Annotated in this window: 17 protein-coding genes and 1 tRNA gene; 11 read left to right on the top strand and 7 right to left on the bottom strand. The window is 70.6% G+C overall.

What is annotated here, in order from left to right; translation table 11 throughout:
* Positions 1-83: 83 nt before the first annotated feature.
* Entirely contained in the window at positions 84-356 is a 273-nt protein-coding gene (locus tag Vgi01_RS02885) for a hypothetical protein (protein WP_102658827.1), read from the top strand.
* A gap of 359 nt (positions 357-715) precedes the next feature.
* Here Vgi01_RS02885 and Vgi01_RS02890 read toward each other — a convergent pair whose 3' ends face one another.
* On the bottom strand, positions 716-2,413 hold the full coding sequence (locus Vgi01_RS02890) for a dolichyl-phosphate-mannose--protein mannosyltransferase (RefSeq protein WP_373306838.1): 1,698 nt from the start codon (positions 2,411-2,413) through the stop codon (positions 716-718).
* Between the two features lie 66 nt (positions 2,414-2,479).
* Between Vgi01_RS02890 and rsmI the strand changes: the two genes are divergently transcribed.
* Complete coding sequence (gene rsmI / locus Vgi01_RS02895; protein WP_373306839.1) at positions 2,480-3,349, top strand: 16S rRNA (cytidine(1402)-2'-O)-methyltransferase; 870 nt, start codon at positions 2,480-2,482, stop codon at positions 3,347-3,349.
* 59 nt (positions 3,350-3,408) lie between these two features.
* Here the strand turns inward: rsmI and Vgi01_RS02900 are convergent, their stop codons facing one another.
* Positions 3,409-4,335: a hypothetical protein gene (locus Vgi01_RS02900; RefSeq protein ID WP_233196876.1), complete on the bottom strand. Its 927-nt coding sequence runs from the start codon at positions 4,333-4,335 to the stop codon at positions 3,409-3,411.
* A gap of 150 nt (positions 4,336-4,485) precedes the next feature.
* Here Vgi01_RS02900 and metG point away from each other — a divergent pair, with 150 nt between their 5' ends.
* Positions 4,486-6,288 (top strand): methionine--tRNA ligase, encoded by a 1,803-nt coding sequence (gene metG, locus Vgi01_RS02905; RefSeq protein WP_102658831.1) that lies wholly within the window; start codon positions 4,486-4,488, stop codon positions 6,286-6,288.
* Positions 6,289-6,343: 55 nt separating this feature from the next.
* Here the strand turns inward: metG and Vgi01_RS02910 are convergent, their stop codons facing one another.
* The 3 genes from Vgi01_RS02910 to Vgi01_RS30440 form a co-directional block, all read right to left on the bottom strand.
* The gene (locus Vgi01_RS02910; RefSeq protein ID WP_102658832.1) at positions 6,344-7,195 is read right to left on the bottom strand and encodes an alpha/beta fold hydrolase; all 852 of its coding nucleotides are present in this window, start codon (positions 7,193-7,195) and stop codon (positions 6,344-6,346) included.
* Between the two features lie 99 nt (positions 7,196-7,294).
* Entirely contained in the window at positions 7,295-7,441 is a 147-nt protein-coding gene (locus Vgi01_RS30435; RefSeq protein ID WP_239088774.1) for a hypothetical protein, read from the bottom strand.
* Positions 7,442-7,591: 150 nt separating this feature from the next.
* The gene (locus tag Vgi01_RS30440; RefSeq protein ID WP_239088781.1) at positions 7,592-7,852 is read right to left on the bottom strand and encodes a hypothetical protein; all 261 of its coding nucleotides are present in this window, start codon (positions 7,850-7,852) and stop codon (positions 7,592-7,594) included.
* Between the two features lie 102 nt (positions 7,853-7,954).
* Between Vgi01_RS30440 and Vgi01_RS02920 the strand changes: the two genes are divergently transcribed.
* From Vgi01_RS02920 to Vgi01_RS02945, 6 genes are all read left to right on the top strand, one after another.
* Positions 7,955-8,857 carry a TatD family hydrolase gene (locus tag Vgi01_RS02920; protein WP_204290060.1) on the top strand — a complete coding sequence of 301 codons (903 nt, stop codon included), beginning with the start codon at positions 7,955-7,957 and terminating at the stop codon, positions 8,855-8,857.
* A gap of 79 nt (positions 8,858-8,936) precedes the next feature.
* The gene (gene rsmA / locus Vgi01_RS02925) at positions 8,937-9,809 is read left to right on the top strand and encodes a 16S rRNA (adenine(1518)-N(6)/adenine(1519)-N(6))-dimethyltransferase RsmA (RefSeq protein ID WP_102658834.1); all 873 of its coding nucleotides are present in this window, start codon (positions 8,937-8,939) and stop codon (positions 9,807-9,809) included.
* A gap of 96 nt (positions 9,810-9,905) precedes the next feature.
* Positions 9,906-10,856 (top strand): 4-(cytidine 5'-diphospho)-2-C-methyl-D-erythritol kinase, encoded by a 951-nt coding sequence (locus Vgi01_RS02930; protein ID WP_204290061.1) that lies wholly within the window; start codon positions 9,906-9,908, stop codon positions 10,854-10,856.
* A 350-nt stretch (positions 10,857-11,206) separates the two neighbouring features.
* Complete coding sequence (locus Vgi01_RS02935; protein ID WP_204290062.1) at positions 11,207-13,009, top strand: ABC-F family ATP-binding cassette domain-containing protein; 1,803 nt, start codon at positions 11,207-11,209, stop codon at positions 13,007-13,009.
* A gap of 140 nt (positions 13,010-13,149) precedes the next feature.
* Positions 13,150-13,605, top strand: a complete 456-nt coding sequence (locus tag Vgi01_RS02940; protein WP_204290063.1) for a DUF4383 domain-containing protein — start codon at positions 13,150-13,152, stop codon at positions 13,603-13,605.
* Between the two features lie 218 nt (positions 13,606-13,823).
* Positions 13,824-14,303, top strand: a complete 480-nt coding sequence (locus Vgi01_RS02945; RefSeq protein ID WP_102658877.1) for a DUF4383 domain-containing protein — start codon at positions 13,824-13,826, stop codon at positions 14,301-14,303.
* A gap of 60 nt (positions 14,304-14,363) precedes the next feature.
* Here Vgi01_RS02945 and Vgi01_RS02950 read toward each other — a convergent pair whose 3' ends face one another.
* Together Vgi01_RS02950 and Vgi01_RS02955 are read right to left on the bottom strand one after the other, a co-directional pair.
* Complete coding sequence (locus tag Vgi01_RS02950) at positions 14,364-15,047, bottom strand: TetR/AcrR family transcriptional regulator (RefSeq protein WP_102658878.1); 684 nt, start codon at positions 15,045-15,047, stop codon at positions 14,364-14,366.
* Positions 15,048-15,161: 114 nt separating this feature from the next.
* On the bottom strand, positions 15,162-16,115 hold the full coding sequence (locus Vgi01_RS02955) for an acyl-CoA desaturase (RefSeq protein ID WP_204290064.1): 954 nt from the start codon (positions 16,113-16,115) through the stop codon (positions 15,162-15,164).
* A 128-nt stretch (positions 16,116-16,243) separates the two neighbouring features.
* On the opposite strand from Vgi01_RS02955, the gene Vgi01_RS02960 reads away from it, so the two are divergent.
* On the top strand, positions 16,244-17,095 hold the full coding sequence (locus Vgi01_RS02960; protein ID WP_204290065.1) for a helix-turn-helix domain-containing protein: 852 nt from the start codon (positions 16,244-16,246) through the stop codon (positions 17,093-17,095).
* A gap of 44 nt (positions 17,096-17,139) precedes the next feature.
* Positions 17,140-17,210 (top strand) — tRNA-Gln (locus Vgi01_RS02965).
* Positions 17,211-17,224 lie beyond the last annotated feature (14 nt).

Genomic DNA, 17,224 nt, shown 5'->3' on the forward strand with positions numbered 1-17,224 from the left:
GATCGACGGCGGGTTCGCCTGCCGTCCGAGACGAGGCGGAAGGGAGCGCGATGACGGGTGTTGCGGATCGCTCGGATGTCGGGGTGACTCAGGCGGACACCGGCGCGGTCGCGGTGGTGCCGGACGAGCACGCCCCGCTGACACCCGACTGGACGTGCGGCACCTGTGGCGCGCAATGGCCGTGTGAGTCGAAGCGGGACCAACTGCTCTCCGAGTACGTGACCGATCGCGCGATGCTCAGCGTCTACCTGGGTGCCTGTCTGGCCGCCGCCGCCGAGGACCTGCACCTGTCCGGGTCGACCTCCCTGCAGGATCGCTTCCTCGGTTGGTTGCCCCGCCGCCCCAGACGGTTCTGAAAGTTGATCGCCGCCCCGGTGTGATCAGTGACGCACCGGTCACCGCGGGAAGTTTGGGGCGCCATCGCCGTCTCGTCGGAAAACTGACCCGTGCCGCCCCGTTGTGCCGCTGGTCATGGGTGGTTAAGCTGCTGGTGCGCGCCCCAATCGCCCGCTTCCCCCGTGGCAGGCGATCGGGGCGCGTCCTATTTCCTGCTCAGGCACGACCTGCCTCCGCAAGCCGCGAGGGCTCCGGACGACTGCACCGGCCTGCACGCCAGACGTGCAGGCCTTTTGCGTAGGGCCTCCTCATGCCGATGGCGGCGGACCGGGTCCACGCCGGGAGTCCCGGACACCGGCCCGGGACTCCGCTCACGCGGTCAGATCCAGCGATTGCCCAGCCACATCCGCGCCGACCACTCGGCGTACGGGATGTTCAGGCCCACGAAGATCGGATAGAAGTACGCGAAGCAGATCACCACGAGCGCCACGTAGGCCCCGGCGATCACCGTGCCGATCATCCGGCGATCTCGGCTCGCCTCGGCGTCGGCGCCGTCGACGGGCAGAGTCCCGCTCATTCCGGCCGGTGACGCGATCGCGCCCAGCACGTAGACCACCGCCAGGACGAGGAACGGCACGGCCGGTGCGGCGTAGAAGAAGAACATCGTCCGGCCATCGAGGGCGAACCAGAACCAGGGCAGCAGCCCGGCGGCCACGGTCAGCAGGATCGCGCCGGCCCGCCAGTCCCGCCTGGCCAGACCCAGCCAGACCAGCGCCACCAGCGCCGGTAGGAACGACCACCACAGCAGTGGCGTACCGAGCAGCAGAATCTCCTCGGCGCATCCTGCTGCTGCCCCGCAGCCACCCTGAGGCTGCACCCAGTGGAACGCCACCGGCCGGCCCAACAGCAGCCACTGCCACGGCCACGACTGGTACTTGTGCGGGTCGTCGAGCTGGCTGTGGAAGCCCAGCGCGGCCTGGTGGTACTGCACCAGGTTCCACAGCGGGCCGATGATCGGGGTGTCGCTGAGCCCGGCCTGCGGATAGCGCTCGGCGAGCCGGTAGTAGCCCTCATTGCTGAGCAGCCAACCCGACCAGCTGACCACGTAGGTGACCGCCATCAGCACACCGGCGAGCACCATCCAGGGAAAACCGTCGAGCATGGTGGCCCGCCAGGGCCGTGGCACCCCGGCCGAGCGGCGGGCACCGACGTCCCACAGCAGCATCAGCAGGGCGAACACCGGCACGAAGAACAGCGCACTCCACTTCACCGCGAACGCGCAGCCGAGCAGCACCCCGGTCGCCAGCCGCCACCACGGCCAGTTCCGCCAGCCACCCGGCGGTCGGCCGGCGCGGCCCCGCAGGGTCGGGTCGAGCCCGGCCTCCAGCGCCCGGGCCCACCGTCGGCGGGTGGCGTCCCGGTCGAGCACCAGCGCGCCGAACGCGGCGAGCACGAAGAAGAGCAGGAAGATGTCGAGCAACGCGGTACGCGACAACACCAGGTGGTACCCGTCGACCGCGAGCAGCAGACCGGCGGCGCAGCCGAGCACCGTGGAGCCGAACAGGCGGCGGCCGATGCGGATCAGCAGCAGCACCGACAGGGTGCCGATGAGCGCCGCCGAGAAGCGCCAGCCGAACTCGGGCGCGGTGGTGAACAGCTGGCCGGGCACCGAGATGCCGTGCTCGGCGTCGGAGTAGCCGAAGGCCCACTCGCCCAGGCCGATCAACCACTTGCCGAGCGGCGGGTGGACCACGTACGACGGGCCGCCGTCCTTGTAGTTCCACTCCACGCCCCTGTCGACAAGGGCCCAGGCGTCCCGCGCGTAGTAGATCTCGTCGAAGATCTTGCCTGGCGGGTGGCTGAGGTTGGCGAACCTGAGGATCGCCGCGATCGCCACCACCACCGCCGTGGCCAGCCATGACCGGCTGTCCAACCGGGTCTCGACGGTGGCCAGCCGGCGACGGACCATCGCCGGTACGCCGCTGTCGGTCCGATCGGTCGAACCGGTCGTGGCGGATCCGGCATCCGGCTGCGGCTGGTCGGCGCTCGCACTGTGTGCTGTCGACGCACTCGTCACCCGGCGATCGTAGGCTGCCAACGGGGTCGGTGGCGTACATCGTCCCCGAATCCGGTACGACCGTCGATGAAGGAGCGCGCAAACGTGGGTGAAATGTCCGACCTGGGGCGCCTGATTCTGCTCGGGGCTCCCCTCGGCAACCCCGCCGACGCCTCCGCCCGCCTGCGCGACGTGCTCGCCACCGCCGACGTGGTCGCCGCCGAGGACACCCGCCGACTGGGCCGACTGGCCCGCGACCTGGACGTGACGGTCGCCGGGCGGATCATTTCCTACTTCGAGGGCAACGAGGAGCGTCGTACCCCCGAACTGGTCGACGAGCTGACCGCCGGAAGGGTCGTCGCCCTGGTCACCGACGGTGGGATGCCGAGCGTCTCCGATCCCGGTTACCGGCTGGTCCGGGCCGCCCTGGAGGCCGGGATCCCGGTCACCGCCGCGCCCGGGCCGAGCGCGGTGACGACCGCGCTGGCGCTGTCCGGGCTGCCCTCCGACCGGTTCTGCTTCGAAGGGTTCCTGCCCCGCAGTCCGAGCGGTCGTCGGTCCCGGCTGCGTGCCCTGGCCGACGAGGAACGGACCCTTGTCATCTTCGAGGCACCGCACCGGGTCACCGCCGCCCTCGCCGACCTGGCCGACACGTTCGGCGCCGACCGGCCCGCCGCGCTGTGCCGGGAGCTGACCAAGACGTACGAGGAGGTGGTGCGCCGGCCGCTGGGAGAGCTGGCCCGGTGGGCGGCCGAGGGTGACCCGCGTGGCGAGATCACCCTCGTGGTGGCCGGTGCCCCGGCGACACCCGCGACCCGCCCCGACGACGACACGCTGCGCGCCGCGGTGGCCGAACGGGAAGCTGCCGGCCTGACCCGCCGCGATGCGATCACCGAGGTGGCGAGCACCTTCGGCCTGCGCCGACGCGACGTCTACACAATCGTGCACCAGGTGTAAGGAAGGGCCCCTTGTTAACGCCTCAGGTATAGGAAGGGCCCCCTGTTAACGGGCGAGATTCACCAGGCGGCGACGAGGAAGCCAATGGTGATCACCAGTGGGCCGGTGAACGCGGCGGCCACCGCCCAGCGTCGGTCCACCGGGTCGGAGAACCGGGTCGCACCGGTCCACCGGGCGATGCCGGCGGCACAGCCCAGCACCCCCAGCAGGCCGAGCAGCCAGCGCAGGTGGGCACCGACGCCCCCGTCGGCGTACGCGATGTCGGCGGTCGGGCCGGTGACCCGGGCGGGCAGCACCGCGCCCGCGGTGGCCCGCCGCTCGGGCACCCCGCTGACCCGGATGCCGTAGCTGCGGAACCGATCCTCGGCAGCGGCGAAGTTGCCCCGGCAGCGCTGGGACAAGCCGCCGCCGGTGCAGTCGGTCACCACCACGCTGCCCGAGGTGGCATGCCCGACCGCGAGCCAGAGCGGGCCGGCGCTGACCCAGGCGAAGAAGGCCGTGGCCAGGCTCAACCCGACAAGTGCGGCCAACCCGGCCAGCGGGTCCGGTGGACGGTTGGACCGTTTCCGGCCACGCCGCAGCGGCCAGGTGGGTCGCCACCAGGTGCGGGAGGTGCGCGACGCGTCCTGCCGTACCGGTGTGCCGTCCCAGTGCACCTGCTCGATCGGCGCCCAGAACGCCTCCTCCGTACCGTCGTCGGTCCGGCGGCCCCGACGCCCGGCGGACCGCAACGGCACCCGACGCGGCAGCGCGTCGACCGGCGCTCCGGTGGTGGGTTCCACCTCCACCCCGGGCGGCGCGGGGTCGGTGGGCGTCGCGCCGTCGGGCGGCACCGTCCGTGGTTGCGGTGCCACCGCAGACGTACGCGCGGCCGCCGGCACCTCCGACCACGGAGTACGCGCACCTGTGCCCGGATCGGGCCGGGCGTCCGTGGGAAGGCCGTCGTCGTGGTCGCGGGCGGCTCTGCTGCCAGTCACGCGGTTCATTTGACACTGGCACAACTGTCACAGAGGGCAGCTCAGGCAGCGTGTCGGCGACAAATCGGACGACTGGCCGGGTCGAAGTGGTCCGCTTCATCGACTCGGCACCCCCATTGGTTCGCGGCCACCCTCGACGGGTCACTAGGCTTGCTCGTCATGAGTCACGTTCTCGCGGCAGTGGCCTGGCCGTACGCCAACGGCCCCCGCCATATCGGCCACGTCTCCGGTTTCGGCGTTCCCTCCGACGTCTTCTCCCGGTACATGCGGATGGCCGGTCACGACGTGCTCATGGTCTCCGGCACCGACGAGCACGGCACGCCCATCCAGGTGCAGGCCGACGCCGAGGGGTTGACCCCGCGGGAACTGGCCGACCGGTACAACCGGGTGATCGTGGAGGACCTGCACGGCCTCGGTCTCTCCTACGACCTGTTCACCCGCACCACCACCCGCAACCACTACGCGGTGGTGCAGGAGTTGTTCGAGGGGATGTACCGCAACGGCTACATCGTGCCGAAGACCACGATGGGAGCGATCTCCCCGTCGACCGGCCGGACCCTGCCCGACCGGTACATCGAGGGCACCTGCCCGATCTGCGGCTACAGCAGCGCCCGCGGCGACCAGTGCGACAACTGCGGCAACCAGCTCGACCCGATCGACCTGATCGACCCCAAGTCGAAGATCAACGGGGAGACGCCCAAGTTCGTCGAGACCGAGCACTTCTTCCTCGACCTGCCGGCCCTGGCCGACGTGCTCCGCCAGTGGCTGGACACCCGGGAGGGCTGGCGTCCCAACGTGCTGCGGTTCTCCAAGAACCTGCTGGCCGACCTGCAGCCCCGGGCCATTACCCGTGACCTGGAATGGGGCGTACCGATCCCGCTCGACGACTGGCGGGAGCGCACCGACAAGCGGATCTACGTCTGGTTCGACGCGGTGATCGGCTACCTCTCCGCCTCCATCGAGTGGGCCCGCCGCTCCGGCGACCCGGAAGCCTGGCGCAGGTGGTGGTCCACCGACGGGGCCGGGAAGGACGCCCAGGCGTACTACTTCATGGGCAAGGACAACATCGTCTTCCACTCGGTCATCTGGCCGGCGCTGCTCGCCGGCTACTCCGGCGAGGGCAGCAGGGACGGCGAGCCCGGCCAGCTCGGGCGACTCAACCTGCCCACCGAGGTGGTATCCAGCGAGTTCCTGACCATGGAGGGACGCAAGTTCTCCTCCTCCCGCCGGGTCGTCATCTACGTGCGGGACTTCCTCGAACGCTACGACGCCGACGCGCTGCGCTACTTCATCGCCGTCGCCGGGCCGGAGAGCAACGACACCGACTTCACCTGGGCCGAGTTCCTCCGCCGCAACAACGACGAACTGGTCGCCGGGTGGGGCAACCTGGTCAACCGGTCGATCTCGATGGCGGCGAAGAACTTCGGCCAGATTCCGGCGGTCGACCCGAACGGGCTCACCGAGGCCGACGAGGCGCTGCTCGCGGTGGCCCGCGCCGGCTTCACCACGGTCGGTGACCTGATCGCCCGGCACCGGCAGAAGCAGGCCATCGGCGAGGCGATGAAGGTGGTCGCCGAGGCCAACAAGTACCTCTCCGACCAGGCGCCGTGGAAGCTCAAGGACGAGGCGGACAAGCCCCGGATGGGCACCATCCTGCACGTCGCCCTTCAGGTGGTCAGCGACGCCAACACGCTGCTCACCCCGTTCCTGCCGCACTCCGCGCAGAAGGTCCACGAGCTGCTCGGCGGCACCGGGGTGCACGCCCCGATGCCGGTCATCGAGCAGGTCGAGGACCTCGACGGCGGGCCGGCGTACCCGGTGCTGACCGGCGACTACACGCAGGGCGCGCGGTGGGAGTCCGTACCCCTGGAGGTGGGGCGACCGCTCGCGGCGCCCAAGCCGATCTTCCGCAAGCTCGACCCGTCGATCGTGGACGAGGAACTGGCCCGACTCGAGGGCTGAACGGCGCGACGGGCGCGACCCCCGCACCGGGGTCGCGCCCGCGTCCGTGGTGCGGTCAGGCCCGGGCCATCGCCGGCGCCCCGATGAACTCCATGATCGCCTTGAGCACGTCGTCGGCGTTCGTCCACGGAGTGCCGTGCGGCGCGCCCTTGAGGGTGACCAGCCGGCTGTCCGACAGCATCGGCTGCAACCGCTGGCCGGTCTTCGGGTACGGCAACACCATGTCCTTGTCGCCCTGCACGATCAGCACCGGTACGTCGATGCGGGACACGTCGCCCCGGAAATCGGTGCCCCAGGCGTCCACGCTGTCGTGCGTGCCGATCGCCGAGGCCCGCGCGCCGATCTCCCAGTGCGCCCGGTAGGCCTCCTCGCTGACCAGCTTGCCCCGGTTCTCGTCGTAGTTGAAGAAGTTGTTGCAGAACTGGGTGAGGTAGGCGAACCGGTCGTCGATGATCGCCTGCTTGAAGCCTTCGAACAGGTTCGGGTCGACACCCTCCGGGTTGTCCGGCGCCTGCTTCAGGTACGGCGCCAGGGGTGCCAGCAGCACCGCCCGGTCCACCCGGTCCGAGCCGTACGCGCCCAGGTAACGGGTCACCTCGCCGGTGCCCATCGAATGGCCGACCAGGATCGTGTTACGCAGATCCAGTTCGGTCATCAGCACGTCGAGATCGGCGGAGAAGGTGTCGTAGTCGTACCCGAGGGCCGGCTGCGCCGAATTGCCGAAACCACGGCGGTCGTACGTGATCACCCGGTACCCGGCCGCGAGCAGCGGCCCGGAGATCTTCTCCCAGGTCGCCCCGTTGAACGGGAACCCGTGGATCAGCACGATCGGCTGACCGGAACCGTGATCCTCGTAGTACAGGTCGATGGGTGCGGAGTTCTCCGTACCGACGGTGATGAAGGGCATCTCACTCTCCTGCGGTCGGACGACATGGTCACCCGCCGCATTCCCGAGCCACCGGCCGATATGCGTGACCCCGGCCCGGACCCGGCGGTGTCCGGTTCGTCAGAGGACGTACGGATGATCGACCACCCGGTCGTCGGTGACCTCGTTGCCGGGCACCCAGGTCTCGTAGACACCCCGTTCGTGACACTGCCACCGGTCACGGCCACCGCGTCCGGATTCGGATGCCGCAGCCGCAACCGCAGCCACTCCGCCTCCTCGCCGAGCACCAGGCAGGGCACGCCGCGCCAGGTCGCCTGCCGCAGCAGGCGGGACACCCCGTCGACCGGGTAGTGGGCGGCCCGGGTCAGCGCCAACACCCGGAACCCGCCCGGCCGATCCGCCACCGCAGCGCGTACGTCACCTCCGCCGCGTCCCGGCCACCCCGCCATCGGTACGCAACATCGTGGTGGCCGCAGCGGCACCAGCAGCGGCGCCTCCGGCTCCTCCGCCGGCTCGGTCGGGCAGTGCACCGCACCGACCTCGGTGACGTGCACGAACCGCCGCCACGGCAACGCCGAGTTGGGTCGGGGCACCCACTGGAAACCCGGCACCGCCGTACGCCACCCGCAGCCCGGTCTGCTCCGGCGCCGCGCCCTCGGCGCGAGGGGTGATGCTCACGGCCTCACCTCGCTTCCTGCGGTCACCCCCGCGACGGTAGGACCGCCCGGCGTAGTCGAGGTGAACACCGGGTGGCGGACGGGTGGACCGACCGCGTGTGTGATGCTGTCGCTGATGAGCCAGCCGACCGAGTCCCGCAGCCAGCGCGCCGCGCGCCGCGCCGGTGAGTTCCCGCCCGCACCCGAACCGTTGCCCCGGCCGGTGCTCGACAGCCACACCCACCTGGACATCACCGTCAGCGAGGTCGGGGTGCCGGGTGCCGGTGACGCCGCCGACCCGGTCACCGCGGCGATCGACGTGGCCACCGCCGTGGGCGTCGACCGGCTGGTCCAGGTCGGCGTCGACGTGGAATCCTCCCGCTGGGGCGCCGACGTGGCCGACCGGCATCCCGCCGTACTGGCCACCGTGGCGCTGCACCCCAACGAGGCGCCCCGGCTGGCCGACCTCGACGCCGCGCTGCGGGAGATCGAGTCGCTGGCCGCCCGGGACCGGGTACGCGGCGTCGGCGAAACCGGAATGGACTTCTTCCGCACCGGCGACGACGGCCGCGCCGCCCAGGAGGAGAGCTTCCGGGCCCACATCGCCATCGCCAAGCGGTACGCCAAGACCCTTGTCATCCACGACCGCGACGCCCACGCCGACGTGCTGCGCATCCTCGACGACGAGGGCGCACCCGACACTGTGGTGATGCACTGCTTCTCCGGCGACGCGCAGTTCGCCGCCGAGTGCGTCCGCCGCGGATACCTGCTCAGCTTCGCCGGGACGGTCACCTTCGCCAGCGCCGGATCGCTGCGTGAGGCCGCCGCGCTGACCCCGCTGGACCAGATCCTCGTCGAGACCGACGCGCCGTACCTCACCCCGATGCCGTACCGGGGGCGACCGAACGCGTCGTACCTCATCCCGCTGACCGTGCGGGCCCTGGCCGACGCCACCGGCGCCGACCTCGACGACCTCTGCGCCGCGATCTCCGCCACCGGCGAGCGGGCCTTCGGCCCCTGGCGCTGATCGCTGACGTTAAGAAGGGGCCCTTGCTATACACGAGGCGTTAAGAGGGGGCCCTTCCTTACCCGTAGGCTGTCGGGCTATGGCCGCAGACCTGCTCGGACCGGCGGAGATCCGGGACCTCGCCGCCCGGCTCGGTGTCGCCCCCACCAAGCGGCTCGGGCAGAACTTCGTGCACGACCCGAACACCGTGCGCCGGATCGTCACCACCGCCGGGCTCACCGGCGACGACGTCGCGCTGGAGGTGGGACCGGGGCTCGGCTCGCTGACCCTCGCCCTGCTGCCCGTCGCCGCCCACGTACACGCCGTGGAGATCGATCCGACGCTGGCCGCGGCGTTGCCCGACACCGCCGCCCGGCACGCCGGCCCGCACGCCGCGCGGCTCACCGTGCACCACGCCGACGCGCTGCGGATCACCGGCGCCGAACTGGCCGACCCGGCACCCACCGCGCTGGTGGCGAACCTGCCCTACAACGTCGCCGTACCGGTGGTGCTGCACCTGCTGGCCGTACTGCCCAGCCTCCGCCACGGACTGGTCATGGTGCAGAAGGAGGTCGCCGACCGGCTCGTCGCCGGCCCCGGCTCCAAGGTGTACGGCATCCCGTCGGTCAAACTCGCCTGGTACGCCCACGCCCGCGCCGCCGGCAAGGTGCCACCCAACGTGTTCTGGCCGGTGCCCAACGTCGACTCCGGTCTGGTCGCCTTCACCCGCCGCGAACCACCCCGCACCGACGTACCCCGGGAACAGGTCTTCGCCGTGGTGGACGCGGCGTTCGCGCAGCGCCGCAAGACACTGCGGGCCGCTCTGGCCGGCTGGGCCGGCGGCGCCGACCGGGCCGCCGCGGCGCTCACCGCAGCCGGGGTCGACCCCGGCGCACGGGGGGAGTCACTCACCGTCGAGCAGTTCGCCGCGGTGGCCGCGTCGGCCCGAGGCGGTACGTCCGCAGCGCAGTAGGCTGACGCGGACGCGGGACCGGCCGCCTGACACCGTCGAGGAGCTGATCGTGGAGAAGTCGTTCGACATCCCGTCGTGCGGACGGGGTGGCATCCGGTGACCGAGGCCTGGCGACCGGGGGACGACGACGAACGGCGCGGGGCCACCGGACCGGTCCGGGTCCGGGTGCCCGCCAAGGTCAACCTGCATCTGGGGGTCGGACCGTTGCGGCGGGACGGCTACCACGAGCTGAACACCGTCTACCACGCGATCTCGATCTACGACGAGCTGACCGCGCGGCGCGGCGACACCCTCACCCTCACCATGGAGGGCGAAGGCACCGGGGAACTCGCCCTCGACGACTCGAACCTGGTCATCCGGGCCGCCCACGCGCTCGCCGGATACGCCGGTGTGATGCCGCACGCCCGCCTGCACCTGCGCAAACAGATCCCCCTCGCCGGCGGCCTCGCCGGAGGCAGCGCAGACGCCGCCGCCACGCTGGTGGCCTGCGACGCGCTCTGGGGCACCGGCCTGTCCCGCGACGAACTGGCCGGCATCGCCGCCGACCTCGGCTCGGACGTGCCGTTCCTGATCCACGGCGGCACCGCCCTCGGCACCGGCCGGGGCGAGGCGATCAGCCCCGTCCTGGCCCGCCCCACCTCCTGGCACTGGGTGGTGGCCATCGCCGACGGCGGCCTGTCCACCCCCCAGGCGTACCGCGAACTCGACCGGCTGCGCGAGACCGGGGCCGCGGGACCGGCGCTCGGCAGCACCGACGCCCTGCTTGGCGCGTTGCGCCAGCGCGACCCCCGGGTGCTGGCCCGGACCCTCGGCAACGACCTGCAGGACGCCGCTCTGTCCCTGCGCCCCTCCCTGGCGACCACCCTGAAGGCCGGGGAGGCGGCCGGCGCCCTGGCCGGCATCGTCTCCGGCTCCGGCCCCACCTGCGTCTTCCTCACCGCCGATGCGGCCGACGCCGAGCGGGTCGCCGCCGAGTTGGCCGCGGCCGAGGTGTGCCGGCAGGTCCGCACCGCTCACGGCCCGGTCCACGGCGCCCGCATCACCTGACCACCACGCCCGCTGGTCGCCCAGACCGGTCCGACCATCACGCCCGCTGGCCGCCAGGCGGCCCTGACCACTGCGCCCGCTGGTCGCCGAGACCGCCCCGACCACCGCGCCGCCTTTGGCAAGATCGTGCTCGATCCGGGATCGAGTGGCCTTATCGCGGGCACTGAGCCACTTGATCCCAGATCGAGCGTGACCTTGGCTGTGTTCCCTGGCTGCGCAGGCTGTGTTCCCTGGCTGCGCGGGCGACGGGGCGCTGCCGGCAGGCGGAGCGCTGCTCCGCGTACCCTGAAAGCCAGGCGTCCCCAGGTGCCCGCCGGCACCGGGACGCCTTGATCATGAGAGGTGGGTTCGTGGCCAACATCGTCAACCTGGACCGGGTGTCCAAGGGCTACGGCGCCGCCGGGCCGCTGCTCACCGACGTCTCGCTCGGCCTCGACGACGCCGACCGGATCGGCGTGGTCGGGCTCAACGGCGCCGGTAAGTCGACGCTGCTGCGGCTGCTCACCCGCGCCGAGGAACCCGACGACGGCCGCGTCACCCACCGCCGTGACCTGCGGGTCGCCTGGCTGCCCCAGAACCTCACCCTCAGCCCCGACGCCACCGTCCGCGACGTCGTGCTCGGCACCGAATGGCTCGCCGAGAGCATGGGCGCCGAGCACGAATGGGCCGGCGACGCGGGCGTACGCGCCATCCTCGACGGGCTCGGCATGCCCTACCTCGGCCTCGACACCCCGGTCGGACCGATGTCCGGTGGCGAACGCCGCCGCGTCGCGCTGGCCGCCCTGCTGGTCCGCGAAGCCGACCTGCTCATCCTCGACGAGCCCACCAACCACCTCGACGTGGGCGGCGTCGACTGGCTGGCCCGGCACCTGCTCGGCCGCAAGGGCGCCCTCGTCGTGGTCACCCACGACCGCTGGTTCCTCGACGCGGTCTGCACCACCACCTGGGAAGTGGCCGACCAGACCGTCCGCGCCTACGAGGGCGGCTACGCGGCCTGGACCCTGGCCCGCGTCGAACGCGAACGGGTCGCCGCCGCCACCGAGGCCCGCCGGCAGAACCTGCTCCGCAAGGAGATCGCCTGGCTGCGCCGAGGCGCACCGGCCCGGACCTCCAAGCCGAAGTTCCGCATCGACGCGGCAAACGCGCTCATCGCCGACGTGCCACCCCCGCGCGACACCACCTCCCTGCAACGCCTGGCCACCGCCCGGCTCGGCAAGCAGGTGTACGACCTGGAGCACGTCCGACTGCACGCCGGCCCCAAGACCATCCTCGAAGACGCCACCTGGCAGGTCGGCCCCGGCGACCGGGTCGCCATCCTCGGCGCGAACGGCGCCGGCAAGACCACGCTGCTGCGGATGCTCGCCGGCATCACCCACCCCGACGGCGGTCGGCTGATCACCGGCTCCACCGTACGGCCCGCGTTCCTCTCCCAGGAACTGCGCGAACTCCCCAGCGAGCTGCGCGTCCTCGAAGCCGTCGAGGAGGTCGCCCGGCGGGTACGCCTCGGCGACCGGGAGATCTCCGCAGCCCAACTCGCCGAGGTCTTCGGCTTCGACGACCGGCGGCTATGGACCCCCGTCGGCGACCTGTCCGGTGGTGAGCGTCGCCGGTTGCAGATGCTGCGCCTGCTCGCCGGCGAACCGAACGTGCTGCTACTCGACGAGCCCACAAACGACCTCGACACCGACACCCTCGCCGCCCTGGAGGACCTGCTCGACTCCTGGCCCGGCACCATCGTGGTGGCCAGCCACGACCGCTACCTCATCGAGCGGGTGGCCGACACGGCGTACGGGATGTTCGGCGACGGGCGGCTGGTGCACCTGCCCGGCGGTGTCGAGGAGTACCTCAGCCGAGCCGCCAACCGGCCCGGCCTCAACGCCGCACCCGCCGCACCGACCACCGCCGCGGCCAGCACTACCAGCGGGATGAGCGCCGCCGAGGCCCGACAGGCCCGCAAGGAACTGACCCGGTTGGAACGGCAGGTCAGCAAGCTGGAGCAGAAGGAAGCCACGCTGCTCGACCAGCTCGCCGCCAACGCCACCGACTACAACAAGGTCGCCGAGCTGGACGCCCAGCTCAACCAGGTACGGGCGGAACGGGAGCAGATCGAGGAGACCTGGCTCGCCCTGGCCGACGAGATCCCCGCCGGCTGAACTGATTGCCCCTCCTCGACGATGCGCCGACGCCGGGCGGCGACGTCCCGACCTGCCGGGGACCCCGTGTGCGGCGTCACACCGTGGGGTACGGGACAATCCCCGGAAGACCCTGACCCAACGGCGTTGGAGACACAGAAATGGCCCACACCCCCGTCAACCACCCCGCGCGGCCGATCTACCGGGCGCTCGGCGGGCTGATCGGTCTGTACCTGGTGCTCTTCGGTCTGCTCGGCTTCTTCGCCAGCACCGGCGACCCGTTCTTCGGTCAGGGCGACACTCAGGTGCTCGGGCAGGGGACCAACCTCGGCTTCTCGCTGCTGAGCATCGTGATCGGCGCCGTCGTGCTGGCCGGTACGGTCATCGGCCGCAACCTGGACGTGCTGATCAACCAGTGGAGCGCGTACCTGATCATGGTGGTGAGCCTGGGCGGGCTCGCCTTCCTGCGTACCGACGCCAACATCTTCAACCTCAGCGTGGCCACCGTCATCGTGCTCATGCTCCTCAGCCTCGCGCTGCTGATGTCCGGCATGTACAGCAAGGTCGGCACGGACGAGGAGCACGAGGCCTGGCAGAAGGCTCGGCTCGTGCTCTGAGTTGTGAACTGGTTGCGGTGGGGTTTCGCCAGAGCCCGACCCGCTCCGGGCGGTCAGGCTTGATCCCTGCGCGGGTCGGGCTCCGGCGAAACCCTTCGTGGTTGCGCATCGTTCTGGCTGCACGGCCGGAGTGTGGGTGATCCTTGGGGAACGGCTGACGCCGGTGGGGATGGTGGGGGACAATTGTCCGGATTGTTCCCGGTGGCGTGGAGGGGTCGATGCCACACTTTCCCATCAACCATCCGGCGCGGCCGATCTACCGGGTGCTGTCCGGCCTGATCGGGCTCTACATCCTGGCGTTCGGCGTCTGGGGCACCGTGTCGACCTGGGGTGAACCGCTGTTCGCCCGCGACGGGAGCTGGGCCCTCGGACTCCGGACCAACCTGGCCTTCTCGCTGGCCTCGGTGATCTTCGGAGCCGTGCTCATCGTCGGCGCGTCCCGGCGCGGCAACCTGGGCCACTACATGAACCTGACCGCCGGAGTCGTCTTCCTGGTCACCAGCATCCTGATGATGTCGTTCCTGCAGACCCGCGCCAACTTCCTGAACTTCTCGATGTCGACGGTGGTCGTGTCGATGCTCTTCGGGCTGATCCTGCTCGGCACCGGCCTCTACGACAAGGTGGGCCCACCCGAGCACGCCGAGGCCGAGCGGGAGCGCCGCTACCACCCCGTCGCCGAGATCCACCGCCGCCGCTGACCCCCCGACGAGCAACGGCTGGCGATCAACCGCTTGCGGCGATCGACCAGCCTGCGGTGATCAGCGGCCGGCGGTGATCAACCCCGGCTTCGCCTCCAGATGCGACAGGCCGTTCCAGGACAGGTTCACCAGGTGCGCGGCCACCGTCTCCTTGCGTGGCTTGCGTACCTCCAACCACCAGCGGCCGGTCAACGCGACCATGCCCACCAGCGCCTGCGCGTACAACTCGGCAAGCTTCGGGTCGTACCCCCGGCTGGAGAACTCCGCGCCCAGGATGTGCTCCACCTGGTGCGCCACGTCGTTCATCACGCTGCTGAAATTGCCGCTCGCGGAGAGCACCGGCGACTCCCGCACCAGCACCCGGAACCCGCTCGTCTCCTCCTCGATGTAGCCGAGCAGCGCCAACGCCGCCTGCTCCAGCAACTCGCGCGGATGGCCGGCGGTCAACGCGGTGGTGATCCGATCCAGCAGGGCGCGGACCTCCCGGTCCACCACCACCGCGTAGAGCCCTTCCTTGCCGCCGAAGTGCTCGTAGACAACCGGCTTGGAGACCTTGGCGCGCGATGCCACCTCCTCGATGGAGGTGGCATCGAAGCCGCGCTCGGCGAAGATCTGCCGGCCGATCGAGATCAGCTGTTCGCGACGTTGAGCAGCCGACATGCGTACCCGTGGGGTCGGCTTGGCCGACGCGGTGCGCACGGTACGACGCCGCTTGTCGCTTCCCTCGCTGGGAACCTCGGCCATCGCGTCACCTCGTTGGCGCTCGGTGACGCCCTGTTGGGGAATGCTGCCTGTCTCTTGCCCGGTCATCCCGAACATACTGCCAGGTAACTTGCCGGTGGACTGTCGACTTCCTCGTCAAGCCGCCTGGTCCGTCGGCTTGACCCGTTTCGCCGCGAGGCGTTCCGGCTTCGGCCAGCGCACGTCCCACGCCGCGCCGACCTTCTCGAACAGCCAGATCACCCGGGCCGAAATGTCGATCTGACCCCGCAGAACCCCGTGCCGGGCACTCGTCGGGTCGGCGTGATGCAGGTTGTGCCAGCTCTCGCCGAACGACACAAGCGCCAACGGCCAGAAGTTCGACGCCCGATCGCCGTGACGCATCATGAACGGCCGCTCGCCGTACACGTGACACACCGAGTTGATCGACCAGGTGACGTGGTGCAGCAGCGAGATGCGAACCAGGCCACCCCAGAACAACGCGGTCAACGCACCCTGCCACGACCAGGTCAGCAGCCCACCCATCAACGCCGGGCCGAGCACCGAGACGATCACGAGTACGGGGAAGAGCCCGCTCACCCGCCGGATGTCCCGATCGTTGAGCAGATCCGGGGCGAAACGCTCCCGGTTGGACAGTTCACGACCGAACAGCCAACCGACGTGCGCGTGGAACAGCCCCTTGGTCAGGCCCCAGAGGGTGGGACCGAACCGCCACGGGGAGTGCGGGTCACCCTCCAGATCGGAGAACGCGTGGTGGCGACGGTGATCCGCCACCCACTGGATGATGTCGCCCTGCACGGCGAGCGAGCCGGAAACGGCCAGGCCCACCCGCAGCCACCGCTTCGCCTTGAACGAGCCGTGGGTGAAGTAACGGTGGTAGCCCACAGTGATGCCCAGACCGGACACCACGTACCAGAACGCGGCGACGCCCACGTCGACCCAACTGAGCCAGCCACCCCAGGCCACCGGCACGGCGGCGACAAGTGCGGCGAACGGGATCACCACGAAAGCCCACAGCGCGACGAGGATTCCGCGTGACTGGGCACCCTGAGTGAGTGGTTTCGGGCCGGGATCGAGTAGGGCGGTGGACATGGCACCTCACACAGCGGTAATGCGAATCTACGGCTACGTCACCGTAACTTAAGGGTCCGGTAGATCGCATCAGACAGCGAAGCGAATCGATGACGAAGTTGTCGTACACCGGTCCTAACCTGCGTCGCATGACCGACCCGCACGGCGACGAGGTGCGCCGCCTGCGCACCGAGGAACACCTCTCCGTCCGCGAGATCCGGGCCCGCACCGGCCTCGGTCGCAACCGGGTGTACGAGCTGCTGCGCGGTGTGCCGCCGCCGGAGCGGACCCGACGCCCCAACGCCAGGGACGACCTGCGGGCCGAGGCGGTCGCGCTGCGCTCGACGGGGCACTCCGTCCCGGAGATCGCGCAGCGGCTGGGCGTCAGCAGGTCGACGGCGTACCTCTGGGTGCGCCACCTTCCGCTGCACCGCGACCCGGAGCAGGAACAGCAACGCCGCCGAGCCCACTCCAAGACCATGACCGACGCGCAGTGGGGGGCGCATCGTGAGGCGCGGGATTCGGCACGGGCGGCGACGATCGCGGCGACTGCCGCCTGGGTCAAGGGCCTGCGGTATCGCGAGGTGGTGCTGGTGGGGGCGGCGCTCTACTGGGCCGAGGGCAGCAAGGCCAAACCATGGCGGCAACACGACTGCCGGGTTCGCTTCGTCAACAGCGATCCAGCGCTCGTCGGTCTGTTCCTGCGGTTCGTGGAGGCACTCGGCGAACGCCGTGCTGCGCTGCGTTACCGGGTGTCGATTCACGAGAACGCCGACGTTGAGAAGGCGGTCAGGTGGTGGGCGGAGCAGGTCGGGGTGGCACCGGAAGACTTCCAGCGCACGTCGTTGAAGCGACATCAGCCGAAAACCGTACGGATGAACACGGGTGAGACTTATCGGGGCTGCCTGAGCATCGAGGTGCCCCGGTCGCGGCGGCTCTACTGGAAAATAGAGGGGATCATGAAGGGGATGAGCGATGGTGTCACCGACGCGGGGCGCTAAGGTGTAGGGGTCCGGCGGACTCCACCTTTGTCCGTTCCAGGCCTTCCCGGGTCGTCTAATGGCAGGACGTCAGGTTTTGGTCCTGATTGTAGGGGTTCGAATCCTCTCCCGGGAGCTTCTGCTGATCCG

This window comes from Micromonospora gifhornensis (assembly GCF_016863515.1).
Lineage (GTDB): Bacteria > Actinomycetota > Actinomycetes > Mycobacteriales > Micromonosporaceae > Micromonospora > Micromonospora gifhornensis.